Genomic DNA, 25466 nt, shown 5'->3' with positions numbered 1-25466 from the left:
ATGAGACCCAAAAAGCCACTCTACACATTCTATATCAAGTGCCTGGCACTCAGCCTTCCCTTCCTTCTGCTCATGAGCGTCTACTGCTATGAAGACCCCTTCATGGTCATCCGCTCCTACAACGACTACGACCACAGCCATGTGGAGCTGAGCGAAGGCGACATCGGATGGAAGAAAATCAAGATGTTTCGCAAGCAACGGCAATATGACTCGTTCATCATGGGCGCCTCGTGCACCAAGGCTTTCAACTGCGGCGACTGGAACCGCTACGTCAACGGCCGTCCGTTCCGCTTCTTCGGCAACGCCGAGGGCCTGGGAGACGTGTGCCTCAAGCTGCAGGCCCTCGACAAACTGCCGGGCCAACAGGTGAGAAACCTGCTCCTCATCACCGAGCGCGCCTTCTATGAAAAGGCCCACCCGCAGCCCGGCGTGATGCACATCATGCCGCCCGATGTGACCGGCAAGAGCTTCTTCAGCTATCAGGCAGCCTACCTGCAGGGCTTTTTCTTCCCCAAGTTCCTGCTGCCTTACCTGAAATACAAGTGGACGGGACACTACGACGACTCCATGGCCAACGTGATAGAAGGCGACGAGAGAACCCGCACACGCTACACCAACGACGACGTCCTGCGACAGGAAGAAGACATCAGCCGCATGGGCGAAGACTACTGGCGGACACCCCAATGGCGAAAGGCCCTCGGCAAACCACAGACCGTCCATCAGCATGCCCCCGTCATCGGGCCGGAACAGATGACACGGTTGGCCGAGATACGCGACTTCTGCCGCCGGCACCACACCCGCCTCAAGCTGGTCGTCAGTCCGGACTTCGGTCTCGAACAGTTCAACGCCCGCGACCTGGCGGCCCTGCGCACGCTCTTCGGCGACTCGGTGGTCTACGACTTCTCCGCCGACATGTCGCTCCACGACCACCACGGCTTCTACGACCCCGTGCATTACCGCCGTAGTCTGGGCCGGGAAATACTGCAACGGATTTACAAGTAGACCTTTTCCACAGGGGCACGGCCGCACAACGCGCCTGCGCTTCGTCAAGTTGCTTGACCGAAAAAACGGCCTTCCGAAAATGGACATCCAGCTTTCGGAAGGCCGTTGTCAAACTTTCAAGCGGTCGAAGCCGCCCTTTTACGGTGTAAAAGCAGTCTTTTTAGAGACCTAAAGCTGGCCTTTGACGAGTGTAAAGTAAACTGTGTCAGGTCGGTTCATGGGAGCATGGCCATGGTGCACTGCGCACTACCGCCTTGGCGGTTGGTCTTTTTAGAGGGCAGGGGGTTGCGAGCGAAGCGAGCTACCCTGCCTGGCCAATGACAGAGACACCTAGGCCGAAGGTCTTGGTCTTTTTTACGTTTGTGGTGGCTGTTGTTGGGCTTGATGGGTGACCCGCCGGAATTGTCAATTGTTTTTGAAGCATGAGGGACACATGCGACAAGGGCGATATGACGGCATGTGTATTGATTATAAACGGACTTTCCCGCAAAAAGCGATGGTTCAAATGTAAAAAGACCAAGACCTTCGGCCTAGCTCCCCACCACCAAAGTCTAGGCAGGGTAGCTCGCTTCGCTCGCAACCCCTCCCCTGCAAAAAGACCAACCGCCAAGGCGGTAGTGCGCAGTGCACCATGGCCATGCTCCCATGAACCGACCTGACACGGTTTACTTTACACGCTCAAGTTATTAGATAAATATTATATTTATTTTTTTGCCTTCATCCTTTTCTTTTCAAATAGCTGTCCTTTGGACTTCTGATTGCTGCTTTTTGACGTTGTCAAAGGGCTGCTTTTGCATCGTCAAAGGGCTACTTTCACGGGCCTGAAAGGCCATGAAAAGCGTTCCAAAAGGCAGAAAACGGGCAAAGGAAACCGCATGACAAGCCGCCACACGCATGCAAACAACTGATTTGCAAGCCGTTGCGAACACGCTCGAAACCGCCGAGTTGTCGTCCGACGGCCATCCGTCTTCAGGCGACAAAGCCCGCGGAAGACTTTTGCAAAGCCGCTCCGACACGCCCACCGGCCCGTACATGTCCTGAAATATGACCAAAGACGGCCCGCAATCTGTAATTTTTATTTTCATTCTTTGCAAATGTCGAAACAAAGAAGTATATTTGCACCGACACCCACGACAGCATTATGAAACAGCAGAAAACCTATGAAGCTGACGACCAGATGATCAACATCATCCGAGACAACAGCAACATCCTTCAAAGTCTGGGAAGTTTCGGTATCAATCTGGGCTTCGGCAACAAGACCGTGGCCGAAGTTTGCGAGAGTCAGAACGTAGATACCTACACCTTCCTGACCATCGTCAACTTCACCATCAACGGCTATTACAACAGCCACGACTCCGACCGCATATCCGTAAGCACCCTGCTGAAATACCTGAAGGCCTCCCACGCCTACTACATAGACTTCCAACTGCCCTTCATCCGCAAGGAACTCTGTGACGCACTCGACGAGCACGACAACCTGGCGCAGCTCATCCTGCAACTGTATGACGAATACGCGCAGGACATCGTCAAGCACATGCGCTACGAAGAGAAGACGGTGTTCCCCTATGTGGAGCAGTTGCTACAGGGAAACGTGCCCGAAAACTTCGACATCAGCACCTTTTCCAAGCACCACGACCAAGTGGAGGACAAGCTGCGGGAGCTCAAGAACATCATCATCAAGTATCTGCCTTCGGACGACCTGCGCAACAACCTGCTCACGGCCACGCTCTATGGGCTGTACAACAACGAGGAATGGCTGAGTCAGCACGCCATGGTGGAAGAGCAGATATTCATCCCCACCATCCGACTGCTGGAGAAACGGCTCACACAAAAGGACGTGACACTGAACATCAAGAAGATGATCGGCACGACAAACGACAATGAGGAACAGCTCAGCGACCGCGAAAAGGAAATCCTGGTGTGCCTCGTTCAGGGCATGAGCAACAAGGAAATAGCCAACAGTCTCTTCATTTCGCTCAACACGGTGATCACCCATCGCCGCAACATCGCCCGCAAACTGCAGATCCATTCCGTGGCGGGACTCACCATCTATGCCATCGTCAACAAGCTGGTCGACATCTCGCTGCTCCACTTATAACGAATGCGCCCACCTCGTTCCTGCCCTTTGACGAGCGGACGAGGCGGCATGAATTTTGTATTTTATCGACCAAGAAACGACCCAAGCGTCATTTCCGTCGATAAAAACGATAATATGAAGACAATCATCAACAACGACAACTGCCGGGGACGCGTGGACGCGCTGGACGGCGACACAGCTTTGGGAAAGCTGGAATACGAAATTGAAGGGGGAAGGATGCGCATCCTGCACACCTACACCTTCAAGGGACATGAAGGAAAGGGCGTGGGCAAGGCGCTCGTAGAGGCGGCCGTGGCGGAGGCCCGACGGCAACAAGTGGCGGTGGAACCCGTCTGCTCGTTCGCCCAAGCCTATTTTGAAAGACATCATGACTTGCGACAGCTGCTTGCAGGCCATACGGAATATTTTTAGTTTACATCCCAAAATCAGTTTACAATGAAAGATTTAAAAGGTACAAAGACAGAGAAGAATCTTCAAATCGCATTCGCCGGCGAGAGCCAGGCACGTAACAAATACTCCTTCTACGCCTCCAAGGCCAGGAAAGACGGCTACGAGCAGATAGCCGCGCTGTTTGAAGAGACTGCACAAAACGAGAAAGAACACGCCAAACTGTGGTTCAAGTATCTGCACGGAGGCGAGATTGCCGACACCATGACCAACCTTCAGGACGCTGCCGACGGCGAGAACTACGAGTGGACGGACATGTATGCCAACATGGCCAAGGAGGCACGCGAGGAAGGTTTCACGGAGATTGCCGCCCGTTTCGACCTGGTGGCCGCCATCGAGAAGCACCACGAGGAGCGCTACTTGAAGCTGTTGCAGAACATCAAGGACGGCATTGTGTTCAGCCGCGACGGCGACCGTATCTGGAAGTGCCGCAACTGCGGCCATATCGTCATCGGTCCGAAGGCTCCCAAGGTGTGCCCCACCTGCAAGCATCCGCAAAGTTTCTTCGAAATCGACGCCCAGAACTATTAATAACCATTTGTAGGTATTGCCGTTCTCTCGGCAATGGCCTAACTTTGCATCATCAATTATCACATTATAATAAAAGGACAACAAGATGAAAATTGAAAAAATTCACGCAAGAGAGATTCTTGATTCAAGAGGTAATCCCACAGTTGAGGTTGAAGTGACGCTCGAAAACGGCGTCATGGGTCGTGCCAGCGTTCCATCCGGTGCATCCACCGGCGAAAACGAGGCCCTCGAACTCCGCGATGGCGACAAGAGCCGCTTCCTCGGCAAGGGTGTCCTGAAGGCTGTCGAGAATGTCAACAACGTCATCGCTCCCGCCCTGAAAGGCTTCTGCGTGCTGGAACAGCGCAAGATCGACTACAAGATGCTGGAACTCGACGGCACTCCGACGAAGAGCAAGCTCGGCGCCAACGCCATCCTGGGCGTGAGCCTGGCTGTTGCACAGACGGCTGCCAAGGCGCTCAACATCCCTCTCTATCGCTATATCGGCGGTGCCAACACCTACGTGTTGCCCGTTCCCATGATGAACATCATCAATGGTGGTGCCCACAGCGACGCCCCCATCGCGTTCCAGGAATTCATGATTCGCCCCGTAGGCGCTCCCTCTGAGAAGGAAGCTATCCGCATGGGTGCCGAGGTATTCCATGCTTTGGCCAAGAACTTGAAGAAGCGTGGACTCTCTACTGCCGTAGGTGACGAGGGTGGTTTCGCCCCAAAGTTCGACGGCATTGAGGACGCACTCGACTCCATTATCCAAGCTATCAAGGACGCAGGATACGAGCCCGGCAAGGACGTTAAGATTGCCATGGACTGCGCTGCCTCAGAGTTTGCGGTTCAGGAGAACGGCGAATGGTTCTACGACTATCGTCAGTTGAAGAACGGCATGCCGAAGGATCCCAACGGAAAGAAGCTGACGGCCGAAGAACAGATTGCCTATCTCGAAGAACTCATCACCAAATATCCGATCGATTCGATTGAGGACGGCCTCGACGAGAACGACTGGGAGAACTGGGTGAAGCTCACCGCCAAGATCGGCGACCGCTGCCAGCTGGTGGGCGACGACCTTTTCGTGACCAACGTGAAGTTCTTGGAGAAGGGAATCAAGATGGGAGCTGCCAACAGTATCTTGATCAAGGTCAACCAAATCGGCTCTCTCACCGAGACGCTGGAGGCCATCGAGATGGCTCACCGTCATGGTTACACCACCGTGACGAGCCACCGTTCGGGCGAGACCGAGGACACTACGATTGCCGACATCGCCGTAGCCACCAACTCCGGACAGATCAAGACCGGTTCGATGAGCCGTACCGACCGCATGGCCAAGTACAATCAGCTCATCCGCATCGAGGAAGAACTCTGCTGCTCGGCCCAGTATGGCTACAAGAAACTGAAATAAGCCATTGACCACAACTATTTCATAAACCATAAAGGCTGGGCTTACCGATGGTAATCCCGGCCTTTTTCCATATCGACATCGAATTATGACACACGGACACGACGTCCTCCACATGATGGAAGGACAGACCTACGCAACCAAGGAGAGCCTGGTGGAGGCCATCATCAGCCGCTTTGGCGCGGAAGAACGCTTCCGCACCTGCCACGCGGAGGGCATGACGGCCGCTGAACTCGTAGACTTTCTGGAGGCACGGGGCAAGTTCATGCCTGCCGGAGACAACGCTTTCACGGCCGACATGAGCAAAATGTGCAACCACTAAGCTGCCGCGAACAGCCCGACACCAGTCGGCAACACCCGTTCGATACCTAAAAATGATGACGAAAGCAGCCCTGTCTTTTCATCGTTTTTAGGTATTGTCCGTTCATGGAAATGCCCATACCTTTGCAACAGTGACAAAAATAGATTCATTTAATAAACAATCGTAAGGAAAAAGAACATTATGAATAAGACTTGCATCATCTACGGTTCATCAACAGGAACCTGCGAAGAACTCGCTTCACGTATCGCCGGCAAACTCGGAGTTGACTCATCTGACGTTTTGGAAGCAGCTTCCATCTCGTCCGAACAGCTCGACGGCTATCAGAATCTCATCTTGGGAACCTCTACCTGGGGTGCCGGTGAACTGCAGGACGACTGGTATGATGGTGTTGCCGTCATCAAGAAGAGCAATCTCAGCGGCAAGACTGTGGCCATCTTCGGCTGCGGCGACTCCGAAGGCTACAGCGACACCTTCTGCGGCGGTATGGCGGAACTCTACAACGCGGCCAAGGAAGCCGGCGCCAATGTCATCGGCAGCGTTTCCACCGACGGCTACACGTTCGATGATTCCGAAGCCGTTGTCGACGGAAAGTTTGTCGGCCTGGCCCTCGACGAAGTGAACGAGGACAACAAGACCGATGAAAGAATCGACGCCTGGGTCGGCGAGATTGCTCCGAAACTGTAACGCCCACTGCCTATGATGACCGCAGAAGCCGTTCCGACAGACATGCGTGTCCTGTCAGAGCAAATCTATCAATACAAAAAAGGAGTGCGCAACATGGTGCTCTACACGTTCCCTGACCGATACCAGCAGCAAGCCATCGACAAGTTGGAACGACAGAAGATAGATTATCTGGTGCAACCCATAGGCAACAAGCGTATCAATTTGTTCTTCGGTCGCCGCGAATGTATGGATGTCGTGCGCACGTTCATCAACCAACCGCTCCATCAGTTGAGTCCCGAGGAGGACTTCATTCTGGGCGCGTTGCTGGGCTATGACATCTGCGGCCAGTGCAAACGATTTTGTAAACTCAAAATATAACGATCTTGCTTAAGTAGCATAGATTTCAAAATGTCTTTGTATTATAGATGTGAAGGTTACCTGTGAAGGTAGCCTTCATGCCGTTTATGGCGGCAAGCGTCGGCAAACCAAGCTTTCCTTGAAAAAAACTTATAATCCGACTGCTGCCGTTAAAAAAACTTATCTGCACGTTTCTTCATTTGTACATGTCCGCTTTTCGCTGTACTTTTATCACCGATAAACATTCGAAAGGCCCTCGACATTTGTCAGATGGCCCCCTCTTTATCAAATGAAAACGAAGAAGACGATAAGAATATTCTATGCTTGGACACTGCTGTTGGTGTTCTTATCGACTTTCGTGCTCAAGAGTTCCCACTACCATTACGTATCCTGTCACGCGTCACACGAGGCTGAAGCGTGCCATCACGCTTCGGTTCAGCAGTCTTGCGGTATCTGTGAATTCACGATGCACAAGGCTACCGAGGCCGCATTCGTTACGTTCGTACCGGTCATCAAGGTGACACTTCTGCACAGATACCTCGTTTCCATGCAAACCGTTTATCGGTCGGTAGGCTCGATAAACAGCCATTCGCCTCCTTGCCGGGCATAAAACCACTTCCCTTTTATCGTATTCGATACGGACAGCTGTCGCTGAACGGGTCGACAAGCAACAAGTGAACGAGTTGACAAGTCGTCAGTTGACGAACTGCCAGTCAACGGATTGACGAGTTGTCGGTTGACGAGTTGACGACAGGCGAGCCATTGGACGCCGGCTACAGCTGTGCGGGCCGCCGCTTCCGCCATCGCATATCATGGTTTTATGTGTGCCTCCACACGGGCATATCCACCTTTTTACACTTTAAATAATGCGTAATTTCAAATCAAGCATGCGCAAGTCGTGGGCGGCATTATGCCTGCTTGCGGCTTGCGGCAGCCACTCGCAAGCGCAAGACAAGCTCAGCGGGGAAAACAGTATTCACGACTCACTCACCATTCAGGAGGTTGTCGTCACGGGAAAGCACTCCACCCTCGGCGCCAACCATGTGCAACAGCAACTCGGAAGCACGGCCATCACCCGCTCGATGGGCAAATCCCTGGCCTCACTGCTCGAAAACATCAGTGGCATGAGCTCCATTCAAACCGGCACCATCGTAGCCAAGCCCGTCATCCACGGCATGTACGGCAACCGAATACTGCTGATGAGCAATGGCGCCAGGCTCACCGGACAGCAGTGGGGCTCAGACCATGCGCCCGAAGTGGACAAGAACGGCTACGCCAACATCGAGGTGGTGAAGGGCGCCGAGTCCGTGAAATACGGATCGGAAGCCCTTGGCGGTATCGTTCTGATGAACCAAAGCCCACTACCCTACGGACAACAAGAAGTGAAAGGCAAAGTGTCGACACACTACGGAAGCAACGGCCGCCGCTTCTCGCTGTCGGGTTATGCCGAGGGAACCATGCCCTGGAACCGCCGACTGGCCTGGCGCGTCCATGCCAACTGGGAGAATGGCGGCGACCGGAGCACCGCCCACTACCTGCTGAACAACACCGGACTGCGCGAAAACGACGCGGCTGTCAACCTGGGGTACGACTGGGGCCAATGGCGCACGGAACTGGGCTACAGTTATTTCAGCCAGAAGCTGGGCGTGATGCAAAGCGCGCAGATGGGCAGCGAGGAGCTTTTGCAGGAACGCGTGCGGCTCGGACAACCCGTTAGCTTCACGCCGTTCAGCCGAAAGATCGGTTATCCGCACCAGAAGATAGACCACCACACGGCATTCGCCAAGATTTCGCTGAACAGCGAGGCCCTGGGCGACTTCATCTGGCAGACCACCTACCAGAAAGACGACCGCCGCGAAAACCGCATCCGCCGCATGAACCACTCCGACATCCCCACGGTGAGCCTGCGCCTGCAGTCGCTCCAGAACACGCTCACGTGGAAAAAGCCCTACAACGCGTGGCAAAGCGAGGGCGGACTGCAGTTCATCTACACCGAGAACCACAGCGAACGGGGCACCGGCGTGGTGCCCATCATCCCCAACTACACAGAGTTGGCGGGTGGCGCCTACTTCCTTCAGAAGCTGACGCACGACTCCTGGGGCGTGGAGGCCGGCCTGCGGGGCGACCTACAGCGCACCGAGGCCGACGGCTACGACTGGACGGGCCGGCGCTATGGGGGCAAACGCAACTTCTACAACCTGACCTACAGCCTGGGCGCCCACTACCGACCCGACCGCCATTGGACGATGACCACCAACTTCGGCGTGGCTTGGCGCGCGCCCCACGTGTATGAACTCTACAGCAACGGCAACGAACTCAGCTCGGGCATGTTCGTCAAGGGCGACTCCACGCTGCGGTCGGAGCAGAGTTACAAATGGATTGCCTCGCTGCAATACAGCCATCCCGTGCTGAACGTTCGTCTCGACGCCTATCTCCAGTGGATCAACAACTACATCTACGACCAGCCTACGCGCCGCAACATCATCGTCATATCGGGTGCCTACCCTGTTTTCCAGTACCGACAGACCCGCGCCTACTTCCGCGGCGTCGACCTCGACCTGCGCCTGCGACCCGTGCCGCAGCTCGACTATCACGTCGTGACGGCCCTCATCTGGGCCAACGAGCGCACCACCCACAACTACCTGCCCTACATTCCCAGCATGCGGCTGACCCATTCGCTCAACTGGACGCCGCAGGTCAAGGGCGTCTTCACGCCCCACGCCAGCCTCACCCACCGCTACGTAGCCAAGCAGACGCGCTTCAACGCGGCCACCGACCTCGTAGACTTCACCCCCCCGGCCTACCACCTGCTGGGATTCGAGGCCGATGTCGACTGGCGGCTGCCATCCCGGCAGACACTGCGGCTGACGCTGGCGGGCGACAATCTGCTCAACAAAGAGTACAAGGAATACACCAACCGCAGCCGATACTACGCCCACGACATGGGCCGCGACATCCGCTGCATCGTCACATGGACGTTCTAAAGCACCCGTTTCAACCCGAATTTATAATCATTTAATAGTTGACAAAGATGAAAATGAAAGCATTCAACTCCATCCTACTGCTGGCCGCAGGATTCCTGATGGCGGGCAGCATGGCTTCGTGCAGCCCCGAAAAGCCGGAAAACGAAAAGAAAAACAAGCTGCATGAAGACCCCGCCAGGGCCGTCTTCATCCTGCAAGAGGGCACCCTCAGCAGCAGCGACAAGTTCGACAACAGCCCCCGCATGGCCGATTTCAAGGCCAACGGCTCGACCAGCCAGGTGATAGAATGGCAGACCACGCCCACCGAAGGCTGGCACGTGACGAGTAGGAACGACCGTTTCAAGGTGAAGAACAGCCAGGACAACCCCAACGTGGTGTATCTGCTGAAAATGGAATACTACAACGCCGACGGCAAATTGATGAACGACCAGTTCTACACGCTGAACCAGGACAAGATTCACCAGCACTTCTTCTCGATGTACAAGCAGGTGACGGTGGGCGGTTCGACGGGTTCGGCGCGCGTCAGCAACAAGGCCGAACTGGCCTACGACTACCGCTATGCCGACGAACTGAACGGCAGTTTCGTGGGCGAAACCAACCCGATGGGCTTCCAAGGCTTCATCCGCTTCGTCAAGCCGGGCAAGAACTTCACGCTGTCGGTCGACCTGCTCCATGCCGCCGTCAGCAAGTTTGACGAGAACAACAAGCCTTCGCCGTTCTATCTGCCGGCCAAGTCGCTGGTCAGCACGGGCGAGTGGGACCTCCAGGTGAAGCTGCCCGTCGAGATAGACGGCGCGCCCGAGGAGACGCCCGCCGACATGATTCAGCCGGCCAAGGTGGAAATCGACATCTACGAAGGCCACCTGCACGGCACGAGGGCCTTTCACCAGAACACGGTTCCCGAACAAAACAAGTACATGGGACGCAACTACAAGCTCACCTACCGGCTGGAGAAGGGCCGATGGGTGGCCGAGGAGGGCGGCCGCATAGCCTTGATAGGCTGCGAGAACGAGAAATGGGACCGCGTTTCAGCCTTTGCCATCCACTATTTCGACAAGAACGGCAAGGAAATCACCGGCCAAATCGTCGACAACGGCGAAGACCTACACTACCAGCATTTCTTCCAGGTGAGCGACATCAAGCCCGCTTATGGCGGCAAAGCGGAAGCCACAGACAAAAACGGCACAGAGTTTTTTGAATATCTCTACTGCGATACAGACCCATGGGACAAGACCAACCACTTTGACAAGGCCCCCTTTATCGGCGAAAAGAATCCCATCGGACTCAAAGGCTACTTCTATTTCAAGCGCACGCACAAGAAATTCAACATGGAAATCAAGCTGATGCGCGCCCACCAATCGAAAATGACCGACGGCCAAGCCTCTCCTTTCTACGCGCCGACGGCCCGACAGACGACCCAAGAGAGCTGGCTGCCAACCATCACCATCCCTATCAACATTTATATGGACGCGAGCGAAAAGGAACTGAAGACCAATTTGGACGACTTTGACAATTTAAGCAAAGACGAGAACACCTATCCCGAGAGCGATCGCCTTGCGGTTCGTTCGCTCATGGAGGCCTTCGGAATCAAGGATTTCACCACGGCTTTGGCCGAATTCTACTGGAATCTGAAAGGCGAAAGCAAGCATGAGACGAACAATTTCTGGTTCTAAGCCCCCCTATAAAAGGACTTCCTGCGAGCCATCGTCCAACTTCGTGGCAGGCTTCGCTGACCATTGACAAAACGACGGCGGCCCGATTGCTTTGGAAAAGCTGCCCTTTGACAAGCCAAAAGCACAGCTTTCACCTTGTCAAAGGGCAGCTTTTGCCGCCCCAAAGGGCCGCTTTTGAAAATCGGTTTGTGACGGACGGCGGCAGAGCTGATGCAGCATGAAATCGGAAAAGACCGTAAAAAACACACAAATATCTGTTTTCATGCGATATTTAGCGGATTTATTTATTAATTTGCATTGGTAAATCATAGAACCGAAAAGAGAGAAACGAAATGGATAGACAAGTGTTGGACAAGACATATTTCATTTCATTCTGCATCGAGCAGTACAAACATGAGAAAGGACTGTAGGGAACGGAGACCATGCGGCTGCTCGACAGCTATGGCGTTCTCGAATATCTGGAAGCCAACTTCGACTCCCTCCACACCCAAAGTCGGCTATGGATTCTTGAAGACATCGACGATTTTATCAATATCAGACGAAAGGAGATACGACATGATAGGTGAAATCAAGCAAGACAACCTGTATCTGCTGCTGCCATCGAAGGTCAGCTGGCTGACAGCCATGCTGAAGACAGAACGCGACATCAGCCTGACAGAAGCCATCAAAGCGGTCTATTCGTCCTCGACCTACCAACTCTTGGAGCAAGAGGACACGAAATTGTGGCACCTGGAGCCTGTCGACTTGTACGCCGACATGACTTCGGCAAGGAATCAACCTCTACAATAAATACCTCTCGTTTCCAACACATTCAGTTATGCCAACACTCAAACGGAACATCATCCTGGGGTTGTTGTCGATTCTGTGCGCAGCCTCATCCCATGCAGGACCGAACGACAGCATTCCATTCAAGTATGCGGGGCACATCTATTTCCCCACGGTTATCAACGATTCCATCCGCTGCAACCTCATTTTCGATACCGGTGGTGCCGACATTTTTGGCGTCGACAGCGTTTTCCTGGCCCAATCCAAATGGAGACCAAGCCGCTTCGCGGCAGCGAAAGCCAGGGGGGCGGCCGGAACAAAACGGATACGCATCATCACGGATACTACAAAAGTCAAACTCGGCGATGTCGAGAGCACCTATGACATTGTGCCCATTTTTTCGTTGCGAGACGTCGTAGACTGCCATACTGACGGCATTATCGGAAACAGGGACATCAACACGACGTTCTTCGAGATCAACTTCGAGCACGGATACATGCGCCGCCACCCGTCGCTCCCTGCCAAGACAGCGGACTACACGCGCCTTCCCATCGTCTACAAAAACAACAAGATATTGTTCAACGCGGCCGTCCGGATAGGCGACACGGTGATGCGTGGACTGTATCTGATGGACACGGGAAGCGGCGGCACCATCGATTTCACGAGTGAAGCTGCAAGGAAGTACAAGCTGGATTCCATTCCAAGAAAAAGACAGATTACGGACATCAGCAATTTCGGTATCGGGAGCAAGGAGCAGGAATATTATGTCGACATGCAATCCGACCTCATCATCATCGGCGGGGACACGATAAGAAAGCGCGTCGTCAGCTACCTGCCGGAAGGTGTGGGTGCGATGGGCAGTCGGGAACATCTCGGAATCGTCGGCAACGCCATCTGGTCGAAATACAACCTGCTGCTCGACATCGCCCACCGATGCGTTTACATCAAGCGTTTCAAGAAAGACAAGGGGCCTTCCGCCGAATACGACTATGGCTTCAGAAGCCGCACCGACATCTGTGACGGCTGGATCGTCTCCTCCTTGGTGAGAGATGGCGACGCCAAAAGGGCCGGCATGGAGATAGGGGACACCATCGTGGCCGTGAACGGAAAGCCAGCCAAGGATTTCACGTGGGACGAAGAGGAGAACATTGGCGATGTTCCTCACCAGACCTTGGACATCAGGGGGCTGGACGGAAAGGCCAAACACGTGAAGCTGGAGGCAAGAGAACGCTGGTAGATGGGCGCCCCCGCTCCCGTTCCGTGCCACTTTCATTACCATTTGTTTTGTCAAACGGCATATTCGGCGTATCTTTGCAAACCAATACATTATTATATATAAACGAAAAATCATAGATGAATCAGACAAAAAACCTCGTAGACACCATCGTAGCGGGCATTCAGGAGAAAAAGGGAGAAGCCATCACCATCGTAGACCTCAGCCGCATTGACGGAGCCATAGCCAATTACTTCATCATCTGCCAGGGAAATTCGCCCACACAGGTGGAGGCCATTGCGGGAAGCGTGGGCGACACGGTGCGGGAGCAGCTCCACGAGAAGCCCGGCAACGTCGTCGGACTGGGCAACAACCAATGGGTGGCCATCGACTACAGCGACGTGATGGTGCATATCTTCCAGCCCGAGCCACGCAGCTTCTATGACTTGGAGAACCTGTGGGAGGACGCCAATTTGGCCCAAGTGCCCGATTTGGACTGATGTTGGCACGCTATTTGTCGGTCGCCAACGATATATAACCAAGCATTCATTGATTATGGACAACAAGAACAACCCCTTCAATCCTGAAAACAATAACGACCCCAAAATGCCGAAGTTCAACATGAACTGGCTATACATCCTCGTTATTGTCGCAACCGCCATGTTGCTCTTCACCAACACGGGCAGCAGACTGCTCAGCAACAGCGGCGCCAGCCAGGAAGCCACATACACCAAGTTCAAGGAATACGTGCAGAAAGGCTACGCCAAGAACGTTGTGGTCAATTCAAGTGAAAGAAACCTGAAGATGTATGTCAAGCCACAGAACATCCAGGACGTGTTCCGGATGAGTGCCAAGCAAGTGGGACAGAATCCTTACGTGAGCGTCGACTTCGGTTCGGTGGAGAATGTGGACACATATCTGTCCGCCGAGCAGAAGGCGGGCAAGATAGCTGAGTTCAGCTATGAGAACGACAAGTCGAACCCGCTGCTCAACATGTTCCTCTCCAGCATACTGCCGCTGGCATTGCTCGTGGTTTTCTGGGTGTGGATGATGCGCCGTATGGGCGGTGGAGCCAACGGCGGTGGCGGCGGTGGCATTTTCAGCGTGGGCAAGAGCAAAGCCAGACTGTATGAAAAGGCCAACGAAGTGGGCGTCACCTTCAAGGATGTGGCCGGCCAGGAAGGCGCCAAGCAGGAAGTACAGGAGATTGTGGAGTTCTTGAAGAACCCGAAGAAATATACCGAACTGGGCGGAAAGATTCCCAAGGGAGCGTTGCTCGTGGGCCCTCCGGGCACGGGCAAGACGCTGTTGGCCAAGGCCGTGGCCGGTGAGGCCGGCGTTCCGTTCTTCTCAATGAGCGGTTCCGACTTCGTGGAGATGTTCGTCGGCGTGGGCGCCAGCCGTGTGCGCGACGCGTTCCGCCTGGCCAAGGAGAAAGCGCCCTGCATCATCTTCATCGACGAGATCGACGCCGTGGGCCGTGCCCGCAGCAAGAATCCGGCCATGGGGGGCAACGACGAACGAGAGAATACGCTCAACGCCCTGCTCACCGAGATGGACGGCTTCGGCACCAACAGCGGTGTCATCGTGCTGGCGGCCACCAACCGTGCCGACATGCTCGACAAGGCGTTGCTCCGTGCGGGCCGCTTCGACCGCCAGATCAATGTGGACTTGCCCGACCTGACCGAACGCAAGGCCATCTTCAACGTGCATCTGCGCCCGCTGAAGACCGACAAGAGCCTCGATATCGACTTCCTGGCACGCCAGACGCCGGGCTTCTCGGGTGCCGACATCGCCAACGTGTGCAACGAGGCGGCCCTCATCGCGGCCCGCAGCAACAAGAAGAAAGTGGAGAAGCAGGACTTCCTCGACGCCGTAGACCGCATCGTAGGAGGACTGGAGAAGAAGACCAAGGTGATGACGGCGGCCGAAAAGCGCGCCATCGCGCTGCATGAGGCCGGCCACGCCACGGTGAGCTGGTTCTGCGAGCATGCCAATCCGCTGGTCAAGGTGAGCATTGTGCCGCGTGGTCAGGCCCTGGGTGCCGCCTGGTACTTGCCCGAAGAGCGACAGATAACGACCAAGGAGCAAATGCTCGACGAGATGTGCGCCCTGCTGGGTGGCCGCGCGGCCGAGGAACTCTTCATCGGCCACATCTCCACAGGTGCCATGAACGACCTGGAACGGGCCACGAAGAGTGCCTACGGAATGGTGGCCTACGCCGGCATGAGCGACAAATTGCCCAACATCTGCTACTACAACAACCAGGAATATCAGTTCACCCGGCCGTATTCCGAGACCACGGCGAAGATCATGGACGACGAAGTGTTGAAGATGATCAACGACCAGTATGCCCGTGCCAAGGGCCTTTTGGAAGAGCACAAGGAAGGCCACAACCAGCTGGCCGAACTGCTCTTGAGCCGCGAGGTCATCTATGCCGAGGACGTGGAAGCCATCTTTGGCAAGCGTCCGTGGGTGAGTCGTGCCGAGGAAATCATCGAGGAGAACGCCAAGAACGCGCCCAAGCTCGAAGACATGCCCGAGGAAGTGAAGCAGGCACAGGCCGAACATGAGGCCAAGATGGCACAGCAGCAAACCGCCACCCCTGAAGAGAACCGATAATACAACCGTTCAAAAGAATAAAAGCTTATGAAGAACCTGATAACGCGTACCATCACCGGTATTGCTTTTGTAGCCATCATGATTGTTGGCATTTGTTATCGAGGCGACGTGATGGTGGGATTGTTCGCCTTCATCACGGGAATGGCCATCTGGGAGTTCGGCGGACTGGTCAACGCCACGGAGGATGTAGACATCAACCGCTTCATCACGACGGTGGCGGGCGTGTATTTCTTCCTGGCGATGGCCGGCTTCTGTAGCGGGCTGATGCCTTCTGCGGTGTTCATCCCCTACCTGGTCACAATCGTCTACCTCTTCATCAGCGAACTATATCTCAAGAAGAAGAACCCCTTGCACAACTGGGCTTATACGATGTTCAGCCAAATGTACATCGCCCTGCCCCTGGCGATGATCAACCTGCTGGGCTTTCATGGCGACGGCACGATGACTCCTGCCTACGATTGGCTGCTGCCGATGAGCATATTTGCCTTTCTATGGATCAACGACACGGGCGCCTATTGCAGCGGTTCGCTCTTGGGCCGTCACAAACTCTTCCCTCGCGTGAGTCCGGGCAAGAGTTGGGAGGGCAGCATTGGTGGTGGCCTGCTCGTGCTCGCCGCAGCAGCGGCCGTGGGTTACCTCAACCTCCACGACTCGATGGAGCATGTCACCGCGCTCACCATCCCGCAGTGGATGGGACTGGGGCTCGTCGTTGTCGTCTTCGGAACCTGGGGCGACCTGGTGGAAAGCCTCTTCAAGCGCACCATAGGCGTGAAGGACAGCGGTAACATCCTGCCTGGTCATGGTGGCATGCTCGACCGCTTTGACTCCAGCCTCATGGCTATGCCCGCCGCAGTCATCTATCTTTATACGATTAGTTTGGTGTAAACAACCTACCCCGGCCCTCCCAAAGGGAGGGTGAACCAACGAACGGAAATCACTAATTCCTCATTGCCCATTCCTCATTTCACACTTCACATTCCTCATTTCACATTATCCAGCAGACGGGTCATCAATGCGGCCGCGTTATCAGGAGCTATGTCGTCTCCAAGCCGACGATGGACTTCCCGATAGTCTGCCAATATGGATTCACGGGCCGTCCCGTTTGGCAGAATGGCAGTCAATTCACGACGTATCTGGGCCACGGAGAAACGGTCGGCAAAAAGTTCCGGCACGATTTCGCGGTCGGCAATCAGGTTGACCAAGGATATGTATCGGCACTGAATGACGTGGTTGAAGGCGAAACGGATGAGATGAGGTACGGGCGTTTTGTAGCAGACAACCTGCGGAACATCGAACAAGGCGGTTTCCAACGTTGCCGTTCCGCTCGTCACCAAGGCTGCGACGGCATGGGAAAGCAGGGCATAGGTTTCATTGTCAACCCGCCGCACAAGAATATCGGTTGCGCAACGGCGCATGACTTGGGAATAATAAGCCTCGGAAATGGCCGGTGCGCCCGCTAAAACCAGCTGATATCGGTCGACAAAGGGACGGCAAGCCTCGATCATGGCGGGCAGGTTGTCCTTGATTTCCTGCTTCCGGCTACCGGCCAACAGAGCGATGATGGGCTTGTCAATCGACAAGCCATTGCGCAGGCAGAAGTCGCTTACGCTTTCATGATAACCGTTCTTGAAGTGCTGAACCTCTTCCACCGTGGGATTACCTACATAATGGATGGGGTATTGGTGTTTCCGTTCATAGAAAGAGACCTCGAACGGCAGGATGGAAAACATCTCGTCGACATCCCGCTTGATACTTTTGATGCGCCATTCCTTCCATGCCCATGTCTTCGGAGAGATGTAATAGTAGACGGGAATATCCGTGTGGGCATGGACATACTTGGCTATGTCGAGGTTGAAACCTGGATAATCCACCAGAATAACGACATCCGGTTGCCAAGCAACGATATCTTTCTTGCATGACGACATGTTGCGGAGGATGGTCGGCAGATGGAGCAATACGGGGACAAAACCCATGTATGCCAGTTCACTGTAATGCTTCACGCGTGTTCCACCCACAGCCGACATCAAGTCGCCGCCGAAGAAACGGAACTCGGCAGCGGGGTCTTTCGACGCTAAAGCCTGCATCAAGCGCGACGCGTGCAGGTCGCCGCTGGCCTCCCCCACAATCAGATAGTAACGCATAGGCTACAGTTTCCAGTCGTTCAGATGGTCCATAAACTCATAGGCGGTGACATCCATCTTGGTAGGCGTGATGGCTATATACCCATGATTGAGTGCCCACTGGTCGGAATCGGTGGCCTCGGGCTCGTCATTATGGAAGTGTCCCAACATCCAGAAATAGTCATAACCACGAGGATGACGCTCTTTCACGACTTCATTGACCCAACGTCCAAACGTCATTCGGCAGACTTTCACGCCCTTGAACGGCGGGCGCGCCGGGAAATTGACGTTCAGGCAGATTCCCTTGGGCAGTCCCTCGGTCAAGACTCGGTCTACAATCTTGCAGACGTCATCACGAAGATAGGAGTAGTCGGCTTCGGTATCATAGTCGCAACTGGAGAAAGCGACGGAAGGAATGTACTTCATGCAACCCTCCATGGCCACTCCCATGGTTCCGGAATAATGGTTGTTGACGGTTGAATTGTCACCATGATTGATACCGCCAAGTATCAAGTCGGGCTTGCGGTCGCCGCACAGCTCGCTCAAAGCCAGCTTCACGCAGTCCACAGGGGTGCCGTTGCACGACCATACTTCGACTTCGCCCATATTGTGGCGACGCTTCAAGCGCAAAGGCGTTGTCGCCGAAAAAGCACAAGAGAAGCCGGAGCGTGCCGACTCCGGTGCACAGACGATCAAATCGGCTTTTTCCTTTAGGAAAGATACAAGAAACTTGATACCGTTGGCATGATATCCGTCGTCATTTGAAATAAGTATTAACGGCCTATTAATATTCATTATTTTTCCTTTGATTTCACTGCAAAAGTACTAAAAAAAGGAAGAAAGCCGCCGTTTGTCGCACAAAATATGTAACTTTGCAATCTAACAGAAATACTAAAGTCTACGATAATGGGAAAAATAATAGCTCTCGCCAACCAAAAAGGCGGCGTGGGAAAAACGACGACAACCATCAATCTGGCTGCATCGTTGGCTACATTGGAAAAATCCGTGCTCGTTGTAGACGCTGACCCGCAGGCCAATGCCTCCAGCGGATTGGGCGTGGACATCAAGGAAGTGGACTGTTCGCTATACGAATGTATCATCGACCACGCCGATGTGCGCGACGCTATTTATACCACGGACATCGACGGCCTGGACATCATACCAAGCCACATTGATTTAGTGGGTGCCGAAATAGAGATGTTGAACCTTCAGAGTCGGGAGAAAGTGCTCAAGACGCTGCTGGATCCCATTCGTTCGGAATACGATTACATACTCATAGACTGCAGCCCGTCGCTCGGTTTGATTACCGTCAACTCGCTGACGGCGGCCGATTCGGTCATCATCCCCGTGCAATGTGAGTACTTTGCCCTGGAGGGTATCAGCAAACTGTTGAACACCATCAAGATCATCAAGAGCAAACTGAATCCCAAATTGGAAATAGAAGGCTTCCTGCTGACCATGTACGACAGCCGCCTTCGTCTGGCCAACCAAATCTACGACGAGGTGAAACGCCATTTCCAGGAGCTTGTTTTCAAGACCGTCATACAGCGTAACGTCAAACTCAGCGAGAGTCCGAGCCATGGTTTGCCCGTCATTCTGTACGATGCCGACTCTACGGGGGCAAAGAACCACCTGGCCTTGGCCAAGGAAATCATCAACAGGAACTCATAATTCTCACCTATTTTGTTTCAGGAATCACAATGGCTGTACACAAGAAATACAACAGTTCACAGAAAAGCAACGCCCTCGGAAGGGGACTTGACGCGCTGATCTCTACCGAAACGGTGCGCACGCAAGGCAGCAGCACGATCAATGAGATTGCCATTGAAGAGATAGAGGCCAATCCCAACCAGCCACGCCGGGAGTTCGACGAAGCGGCCTTGCAGGAATTGGCCTCCAGCATTCGTGAGATTGGTATCATCCAGCCCATCACGCTCCGGCAGGTTGCCGACAACCGCTTCCAGATAATAGCCGGAGAACGCCGATGGCGTGCCTCGCAAATAGCCGGACTCAAAGCGATTCCCGCCTACATCCGCACCATCAGTGACGAGAGTGTTATGGAAATGGCGCTCGTGGAGAACATCCAGCGCGAAGATCTCAACGCCATCGAGATTGCGCTGGCCTACGAACACCTGCTCGAAACCAGCGGCATGACGCAGGAGAAAGTGTCGGAACGCGTGGGCAAGAGCCGTACAGCCATCACCAACTATCTGCGCCTGCTCAAACTGCCGGCCCAAGTGCAGATGGCATTACAAAAAAAGGAGATTGACATGGGGCATGCCCGGACATTGTTGGCCATCGACAGTCCGTCACTACAAATCAAATTGTTCAAGGAAATACAAAAGGAAAGCTGGTCGGTACGCAAGGTTGAGGAGATGGTTCAGCAACTCAAAAGCGGTGAAAACATAGAAAGTGGAAAGAAGAAGATAGCCAGCCGCAATGCGCTCCCTGAAGAGTTCACGCTGCTGAAGAACCGTCTTTCCAAGTTTCTGGACACCAAAGTGCAGATGACTTGCTCACCGAAAGGCAAGGGAAAGATCAGCATTCCATTTGCCAACGAGGAGGAACTTGAGCGCATCATGAATGTTTTCGACAAATTGAAGGAACAATAAGAACGTGAAGATTCCATCCTTTATATTTCCTTTGGTTCTCGTTTTCCTGTGGCCCATGGCCTCTTTTTCGCAAACACCGACCATCAATGCGCCTGAGAAAAATGTTTTGTCAGACAGTGCATACACCACGAAAGGGCCTGTGTTGACGCCGAAAGACAGCCTGCAAGTGAAACAACTCAACGGCAACGGCGCACTTTCCAAGGCAAAACGAGACTGGACTACATGGCGCCCCTCCCCCAAACGGGCGCTGTGGCTCGCACTGGTGCTTCCCGGTGCCGGCCAGATTTACAATAGGAAATATTGGAAACTCCCCATCGTCTATGGCGGAATGGTCGGTTGTGCCTATGCCATGAGCTGGAACAACCAAATGTTTCACGACTATTCTCAGGCCTACATGGACATCATGGACGACGACCCCAACACCCAAAGCTACAATCAATTCCTGCACTTGGGGGCTAAGATAGACTCCAGCAACATCAAACAATATCAAACGCTCTTCAAGAACAGGAAAGACCGATACCGCCGTTGGCGGGACATGAGCTTCTTCGTACTCGTCGGTGTCTACGCGCTTTCCGTCATCGATGCCTACGTCGACGCTTCCCTGTCGGAGTTCGACATCTCCAACGACCTCAGTTTGCGTGTGCAACCAACGGTCTTCAACAACAAATTTTCACCCAATCCTGTCAAATCAAGCTCATTTGGAGTCAACTGCAGCTTGACTTTCTAAGCAAAAATACAAAGAATATCGATATAAAAGAATGAGAAAGATCCATTTCATACTCGCTGCACTCATGTTGAACGGCAGCTGTCTGCTTCATGCGCAGAACACCAACAAGGCACAGGAAGTCATCACTGTCACCAACGACAAGGGCCAAAAGGAAAACATCGAATTGCCCGAAGCCATGACAGACGAGCTGGACAGTCTGCTCCATCAATACAATGCCCGCACTTATCTCAAACCGGACGCGGGCTGCAACATGCCCGACATCAACCCGGTCTATGAGAAAGATGTTTATATGGACAGGCTGAAAAGGCTCCCGACCATCATCGAAATGCCTTACAACGATGTGGTTCAGAAGTTCATCGAACGCTATAGCGGAAGGTTGCGCCGCTCCGTCAGCTACATGCTGGGGGCACAAAACTTCTATATGCCCATCTTTGAAGAGGCGCTTGAGGCCTATGGTCTCCCGCTTGAACTGAAGTACCTGCCCGTCATCGAGTCAGCGTTGAACCCCCAAGCCGTATCCCGTGTGGGCGCAACGGGCCTGTGGCAGTTCATGCTCACGACCGGCAAACGTTACGGACTGGAGGTCAATACGTTGGTCGACGAGCGTCGCGACCCTGTCAAGGCGTCCTATGCGGCAGCCCACTACCTTAGCGACCTCTATAAGATTTTCGGCGACTGGAACCTCGTAATCGCAGCTTACAACTGCGGACCGGACAAGATCAACAAGGCCATCCACCGCTCCAAGAAGGTTGACTATTGGCAGATCTACCCCTACCTGCCCCAGGAGACCCGCGGTTATGTGCCCGCTTTCATCGCGGCCAACTACATCATGAACTACTATTGCGACCACAACATCTGCCCGATGGTGACCGACCTCCCCGCCAAGACCGACACGATACTCGTCGACCGCGACATCCATTTCGAACAGATAGCCCGCGTCCTCGGCATTGGCATTGACCAATTGAAGGAATTGAACCCGCAATACCGCCGCAACATCGTCAACGGCAACAACCGTCCGTCGGCACTTCGCCTGCCGGCGATGATGGTCACCAACTTCATCGACCGCCAAGACGACATCTACGCCTACAACATAGACGACATGCTCACCAAGAGAGACGAGGTGGAGGTCAACGACAGGGCCGAGACAAGCTATTCGCGCTCCACCTACACGGCGTCCAAGAGCAAGCGAAGCCGGCGTGAGAAGCACAAGTCGCGCAAGAAATCCGCTGGTGGAAAGAGCGTCACCATCCGTGAGGGCGACACGCTTTCGGAGATTGCGCAGCGCAACCACACCACCGTCAGCAAGTTGAAACGCCTCAACGGCATATCGGGCAGCAACATCAGGGCAGGAAAGAAAATCAAAGTGAAATAACAGCAACAACCTTATGGATCATTCCGACATGAACAATACCAAAGAGCAGACCGAAGAGAAGCTCATCAACGACGCCTTCGAACACCTGCTCGACACCTATCTGGCCTCGCGACATAGAAAGAAAGTCGACATCATCACCAAGGCATTCAACTTCGCGCGCCAGGCCCACAAGGGCGTGAGACGCCTCTCGGGGGAGCCTTATATCATGCACCCCATCGCGGTGGCGCAGATTGCCTGCGAAGAGATGGGACTCGGTTCGACCAGTATCTGTTCCGCATTGCTCCATGATGTTGTTGAAGACACCGACTATACGGTCGAAGATATAGAGAACATCTTCGGCCAGAAGATAGCCAAAATCGTCGACGGACTGACCAAGATCAGTGGCGGAATCTTCGGCGAGCACGCCTCGGCGCAGGCCGAGAACTTCAAGAAACTGCTCCTCACGATGAGCGACGACATACGGGTCATCCTCATCAAGATATGCGACCGCCTGCACAACATGCGCACCTTGGCTTCACAACCGGCCAACAAGCAATACAAGATAGCCGGCGAAACGCTCTACATCTATGCGCCGCTGGCCAACCGGCTGGGACTCAACAAAATCAAGACGGAGCTTGAAGACCTGAGCTTCAGCTACGAACACCCCGAGGAATACGCCAGTATCAAAAACAAGTTGTCGTTCACCAAGGAGGAACGCGACAAACTCTTCGACGATTTCACCCGCCCCATCCGTGCCTCATTGGACCGCATGGGCATTCAATACGAAATCAAGGCACGTGTCAAAAGCCCTTATTCCATTTGGAGCAAGATGCAGAACAAGCACGTCACCTTTGACGAAATCTACGACATTCTTGCCGTCAGAATCATCTTCACGCCCCAGAAACGTGAAGATGAAATCAATGAATGCTTCAACATTTACGTGGCCATCAGCAAGATATACAAGAGCCATCCCGACCGTCTGCGCGACTGGTTGAACCATCCGAAGGCCAACGGCTATCAGGCATTGCACGTGACTTTGATGAGCAAACAGGGGCAGTGGATCGAAGTGCAGATACGTTCCGACCACATGGACGAGGTGGCCGAACAAGGCTTCGCGGCCCATTGGAAATACAAAGAGAACAGCGAATACTCCGAGGACGAGACCGAATTGAACGACTGGCTCGGCACAATCAAGGAGATTCTCGACGACCCGCAGCCCGACGCCATGGACTTTCTCGACGCCATCAAGCTCAACCTCTTCGCTTCCGAGATATTCGTCTTCACGCCCAAAGGCGAAATCAAGACCATGCCCGCAGGCTGCACGGCTCTCGACTTCGCGTTCCAAATCCACACGTTCATCGGCAGCCACTGCATTGGAGCCAAGGTAAACCACAAGCTGGTGCCCCTCAGCCACAAGCTGCAGAGCGGAGACCAGGTCGAGATTCTCACCAGCAAGTCGCAGCATGTGCAAGAGTCGTGGATCAACTTTGTCTACACGGCCAAGGCCAAAGCAAAGATACAGGCCATCCTCCGCAGGGACAACCGCGAGGTGCAGAAGCAGGGCGAGCAGGTGCTCAACGACTGGCTGGGCAAGAACGACATCGAGATGACCACGGCCGTGCTCGACAAGCTATGCGAATTGCACGACCTGCAGAAGCACGAGAGCTTCTTCTTCGCACTGGGCAAGAAGTCGATCATCCTGGGAGAGAAAGACCTCGACGAGCTGCAGGGCAAGGGCGGCAACGCTTCACAGACGGCGATGGGCTGGCGCAAGTACGTTCCTTTCCTTGGCAAAGACAAGAAGAAAGAGCGCGACAACGAACCGATGAAAGCGGAATACTACGTCGTCGACAAGGATTTCAACAAGAAGAAGCCCGTCATCATCACCGAAGACAACATCCACTCGTTCATCTTCCGCGGCTGCTGCCACCCCATTCCGGGCGACGACATCCTGGGATATATCGACAACAAGAACCGCATCGAAATCCACAAGCGCGTCTGTCCCGTTGCCGGCAGGCTGAAGTCGAGCTTCGGCAACCGCATCCTCGACGCCAAATGGGACATGCACAAGCAGCTGTTCTTCAATGCCACCATCGAAATCAAGGGCATTGACCGCAAGGGACTCTTGTCCGACGTGGCCAAAATCATATCCGACAAGCTGGACATCAACATCCAGAAGCTCACCATCAGCGGCGGCGACGGTATCTTCGACGGTTCCATCGAAATCAAAGTCCACGACCGCGACGAGGTGAGACCTTAATTCCGCAACACTATTATAAATTAAACTTTTTAAGTACCTGAGCAACAAAAAGTTGCTCAGGATTTTGCCATGTCAGAATTTTCACTTATCTTAGTGTTGCAAAAAAAAACAAGAGAATCCAACGATAGACATGGCGAAGATACAAATTAAATCTGAGAGACTCACTCCTTTTGGGGGATTATTTTCAATCATGGAGCAATTTGACTCCACATTATCATCTGTCATCGACTCAACCCTCGGTCTAAGGTGTAGATCGTTCGGTTATCAGTACAGCGAAATCATCCGTTCTCTCATGAGTATCTACTTCTGTGGCGGTTCATGTATTGAGG

Annotated in this window: 26 protein-coding genes and 1 pseudogene; 23 read left to right on the top strand and 4 right to left on the bottom strand. The window is 53.9% G+C overall.

The annotated features are described in order from the left end of the window. The gene (locus K334_RS0107240) at positions 1-1002 is read left to right on the top strand and encodes a hypothetical protein (RefSeq protein WP_027444748.1); all 1002 of its coding nucleotides are present in this window, start codon (positions 1-3) and stop codon (positions 1000-1002) included. A gap of 731 nt (positions 1003-1733) precedes the next feature. Here the strand turns inward: K334_RS0107240 and K334_RS14795 are convergent. Beyond that, the gene (locus K334_RS14795; protein WP_154655571.1) at positions 1734-2087 is read right to left on the bottom strand and encodes a hypothetical protein; all 354 of its coding nucleotides are present in this window, start codon (positions 2085-2087) and stop codon (positions 1734-1736) included. A 56-nt stretch (positions 2088-2143) separates the two neighbouring features. Between K334_RS14795 and K334_RS0107230 the strand changes: the two genes are divergently transcribed. From K334_RS0107230 to K334_RS0107190, 10 genes are all read left to right on the top strand, one after another. Then, the gene (locus tag K334_RS0107230; RefSeq protein ID WP_021589976.1) at positions 2144-3100 is read left to right on the top strand and encodes a helix-turn-helix transcriptional regulator; all 957 of its coding nucleotides are present in this window, start codon (positions 2144-2146) and stop codon (positions 3098-3100) included. Positions 3101-3214: 114 nt separating this feature from the next. Continuing rightward, complete coding sequence (locus tag K334_RS0107225; protein ID WP_021590030.1) at positions 3215-3511, top strand: GNAT family N-acetyltransferase; 297 nt, start codon at positions 3215-3217, stop codon at positions 3509-3511. Between the two features lie 24 nt (positions 3512-3535). Continuing rightward, positions 3536-4078 carry a rubrerythrin gene (gene rbr, locus K334_RS0107220; protein WP_021590131.1) on the top strand — a complete coding sequence of 181 codons (543 nt, stop codon included), beginning with the start codon at positions 3536-3538 and terminating at the stop codon, positions 4076-4078. A gap of 85 nt (positions 4079-4163) precedes the next feature. Next, on the top strand, positions 4164-5471 hold the full coding sequence (gene eno / locus K334_RS0107215; RefSeq protein ID WP_027444746.1) for a phosphopyruvate hydratase: 1308 nt from the start codon (positions 4164-4166) through the stop codon (positions 5469-5471). 85 nt (positions 5472-5556) lie between these two features. Further along, positions 5557-5790 carry a YecH family metal-binding protein gene (locus K334_RS0107210; protein ID WP_021590052.1) on the top strand — a complete coding sequence of 78 codons (234 nt, stop codon included), beginning with the start codon at positions 5557-5559 and terminating at the stop codon, positions 5788-5790. 180 nt (positions 5791-5970) lie between these two features. Then, a complete protein-coding gene (gene fldA, locus K334_RS0107205) occupies positions 5971-6474 on the top strand; it encodes a flavodoxin FldA (protein ID WP_025880008.1) in 504 nt (167 codons plus the stop codon). A gap of 12 nt (positions 6475-6486) precedes the next feature. Beyond that, positions 6487-6831 carry a DUF2023 family protein gene (locus tag K334_RS0107200; RefSeq protein ID WP_021589985.1) on the top strand — a complete coding sequence of 115 codons (345 nt, stop codon included), beginning with the start codon at positions 6487-6489 and terminating at the stop codon, positions 6829-6831. A gap of 268 nt (positions 6832-7099) precedes the next feature. Next, positions 7100-7420 (top strand): hypothetical protein, encoded by a 321-nt coding sequence (locus K334_RS14440; RefSeq protein WP_081658056.1) that lies wholly within the window; start codon positions 7100-7102, stop codon positions 7418-7420. 256 nt (positions 7421-7676) lie between these two features. Then, positions 7677-9794, top strand: a complete 2118-nt coding sequence (locus tag K334_RS0107195) for a TonB-dependent receptor (protein ID WP_154655570.1) — start codon at positions 7677-7679, stop codon at positions 9792-9794. A 47-nt stretch (positions 9795-9841) separates the two neighbouring features. Next, positions 9842-11467 (top strand): hypothetical protein, encoded by a 1626-nt coding sequence (locus tag K334_RS0107190; protein WP_025880005.1) that lies wholly within the window; start codon positions 9842-9844, stop codon positions 11465-11467. Positions 11468-11605: 138 nt separating this feature from the next. Here K334_RS0107190 and K334_RS15385 read toward each other — a convergent pair whose 3' ends face one another. Then, positions 11606-11731, bottom strand: a complete 126-nt coding sequence (locus tag K334_RS15385) for a hypothetical protein (RefSeq protein WP_262499365.1) — start codon at positions 11729-11731, stop codon at positions 11606-11608. 158 nt (positions 11732-11889) lie between these two features. Here K334_RS15385 and K334_RS15255 point away from each other — a divergent pair, with 158 nt between their 5' ends. From K334_RS15255 to K334_RS0107155, 6 genes are all read left to right on the top strand, one after another. After that, complete coding sequence (locus K334_RS15255; protein ID WP_021590109.1) at positions 11890-12033, top strand: DUF3791 domain-containing protein; 144 nt, start codon at positions 11890-11892, stop codon at positions 12031-12033. Further along, positions 12023-12256, top strand: a complete 234-nt coding sequence (locus K334_RS0107175) for a hypothetical protein (protein ID WP_025880004.1) — start codon at positions 12023-12025, stop codon at positions 12254-12256. The genes K334_RS15255 and K334_RS0107175 overlap by 11 nt, the downstream gene beginning before the upstream one ends. Positions 12257-12284: 28 nt before the next feature. Continuing rightward, a complete protein-coding gene (locus tag K334_RS0107170) occupies positions 12285-13469 on the top strand; it encodes a PDZ domain-containing protein (protein ID WP_025880003.1) in 1185 nt (394 codons plus the stop codon). Positions 13470-13585: 116 nt separating this feature from the next. After that, a complete protein-coding gene (gene rsfS / locus K334_RS0107165; protein ID WP_025880002.1) occupies positions 13586-13945 on the top strand; it encodes a ribosome silencing factor in 360 nt (119 codons plus the stop codon). Positions 13946-14000: 55 nt separating this feature from the next. Next, on the top strand, positions 14001-16067 hold the full coding sequence (gene ftsH, locus K334_RS0107160; protein ID WP_027444745.1) for an ATP-dependent zinc metalloprotease FtsH: 2067 nt from the start codon (positions 14001-14003) through the stop codon (positions 16065-16067). Positions 16068-16094: 27 nt separating this feature from the next. Then, positions 16095-16952, top strand: coding sequence for a phosphatidate cytidylyltransferase (locus K334_RS0107155; RefSeq protein WP_025880001.1), 858 nt, complete (start codon positions 16095-16097; stop codon positions 16950-16952). Positions 16953-17047: 95 nt separating this feature from the next. On the opposite strand, the gene lpxB is transcribed toward K334_RS0107155, so the two are convergent. Both lpxB and surE read right to left on the bottom strand, forming a co-directional pair. Continuing rightward, positions 17048-18208, bottom strand: a complete 1161-nt coding sequence (gene lpxB / locus K334_RS0107150) for a lipid-A-disaccharide synthase (RefSeq protein WP_025880000.1) — start codon at positions 18206-18208, stop codon at positions 17048-17050. A gap of 3 nt (positions 18209-18211) precedes the next feature. Continuing rightward, positions 18212-18982: a 5'/3'-nucleotidase SurE gene (gene surE / locus K334_RS0107145; RefSeq protein ID WP_025879999.1), complete on the bottom strand. Its 771-nt coding sequence runs from the start codon at positions 18980-18982 to the stop codon at positions 18212-18214. Between the two features lie 111 nt (positions 18983-19093). Between surE and K334_RS0107140 the strand changes: the two genes are divergently transcribed. The 6 genes and pseudogenes from K334_RS0107140 to K334_RS14430 form a co-directional block, all read left to right on the top strand. Beyond that, entirely contained in the window at positions 19094-19858 is a 765-nt protein-coding gene (locus K334_RS0107140) for a ParA family protein (RefSeq protein ID WP_021590040.1), read from the top strand. Between the two features lie 29 nt (positions 19859-19887). After that, positions 19888-20799 (top strand): ParB/RepB/Spo0J family partition protein, encoded by a 912-nt coding sequence (locus tag K334_RS0107135; RefSeq protein ID WP_027444744.1) that lies wholly within the window; start codon positions 19888-19890, stop codon positions 20797-20799. A 55-nt stretch (positions 20800-20854) separates the two neighbouring features. Next, positions 20855-21526, top strand: coding sequence for a DUF5683 domain-containing protein (locus tag K334_RS0107130; RefSeq protein WP_051218690.1), 672 nt, complete (start codon positions 20855-20857; stop codon positions 21524-21526). 31 nt (positions 21527-21557) lie between these two features. Beyond that, positions 21558-22898, top strand: coding sequence for a lytic transglycosylase domain-containing protein (locus K334_RS0107125; protein WP_025879997.1), 1341 nt, complete (start codon positions 21558-21560; stop codon positions 22896-22898). A gap of 13 nt (positions 22899-22911) precedes the next feature. Next, positions 22912-25137 (top strand): RelA/SpoT family protein, encoded by a 2226-nt coding sequence (locus K334_RS13660; protein WP_051218689.1) that lies wholly within the window; start codon positions 22912-22914, stop codon positions 25135-25137. A 130-nt stretch (positions 25138-25267) separates the two neighbouring features. Beyond that, a pseudogene (locus K334_RS14430) lies at positions 25268-25466 on the top strand (IS1380 family transposase); the annotation flags it as partial.

The organism is Segatella baroniae DSM 16972 = JCM 13447 (genome assembly GCF_000426585.1).
GTDB classification, from domain to species: domain Bacteria; phylum Bacteroidota; class Bacteroidia; order Bacteroidales; family Bacteroidaceae; genus Prevotella; species Prevotella baroniae.
The sequence above is the reverse complement of the archived record's forward strand: the minus strand, read 5'-3'. Positions and strand labels throughout refer to the sequence as shown.